This is a genomic window from Dulcicalothrix desertica PCC 7102 (assembly GCF_003991905.1).
GTDB lineage: Bacteria > Cyanobacteriota > Cyanobacteriia > Cyanobacteriales > Nostocaceae > Dulcicalothrix > Dulcicalothrix desertica.
Map to the genome: position 1 here is coordinate 2,452 of NZ_RSCL01000019.1, position 499 is coordinate 2,950.

The window sequence follows — 499 nt, forward strand, 5'->3', positions numbered from 1 at the left end:
CATTGCCACGCTACTGACCCAATTAGTATGCCCACTCAAGCTAGAAATGAGTTTGCCTGTACTGATATTCCACAATTTGATCGTTCTGTCCAAACTTGCAGAAGCAAGAGTTTTGCCGTCTGCACTCATTGCCACGCTATTGACTGTACTAGTATGCCCACTCAAGCTAGAAATGAATTTACCAGTGTTGATATTCCACAATTTGATGGTTTTGTCAGCACCAGCAGAAGCTAGAGTTTTGCCATCTGCACTTATTGCCACGCTACTGACTGTACTAGTATGCCCACTCAAGCTAGAAATGAGTTTACCAGTGCTTATATTCCACAAGTTGATGATTTTGTCCAAACTTGCAGAAGCAAGAGTTTTGCCATCTGGACTTATTGCCACGCTATAGACTTCAGCAGCATGCCCACTCAAGGTAGAAATGAATTTACCAGTGTTGATATTCCACAATTTGATGGTTTTGTCAGCACCAGCAGAAGCTAGAGTTTTGCCATCT

Annotated in this window: 1 protein-coding gene; it reads right to left on the reverse strand. The window is 42.5% G+C overall.

All coding sequences use genetic code 11. The features are described 5' to 3' along the window. Positions 1–499, reverse strand: a 499-nt coding sequence (locus DSM106972_RS54055) for a WD40 repeat domain-containing protein (RefSeq protein ID WP_233787928.1), incomplete at both ends; no start/stop codon positions are given.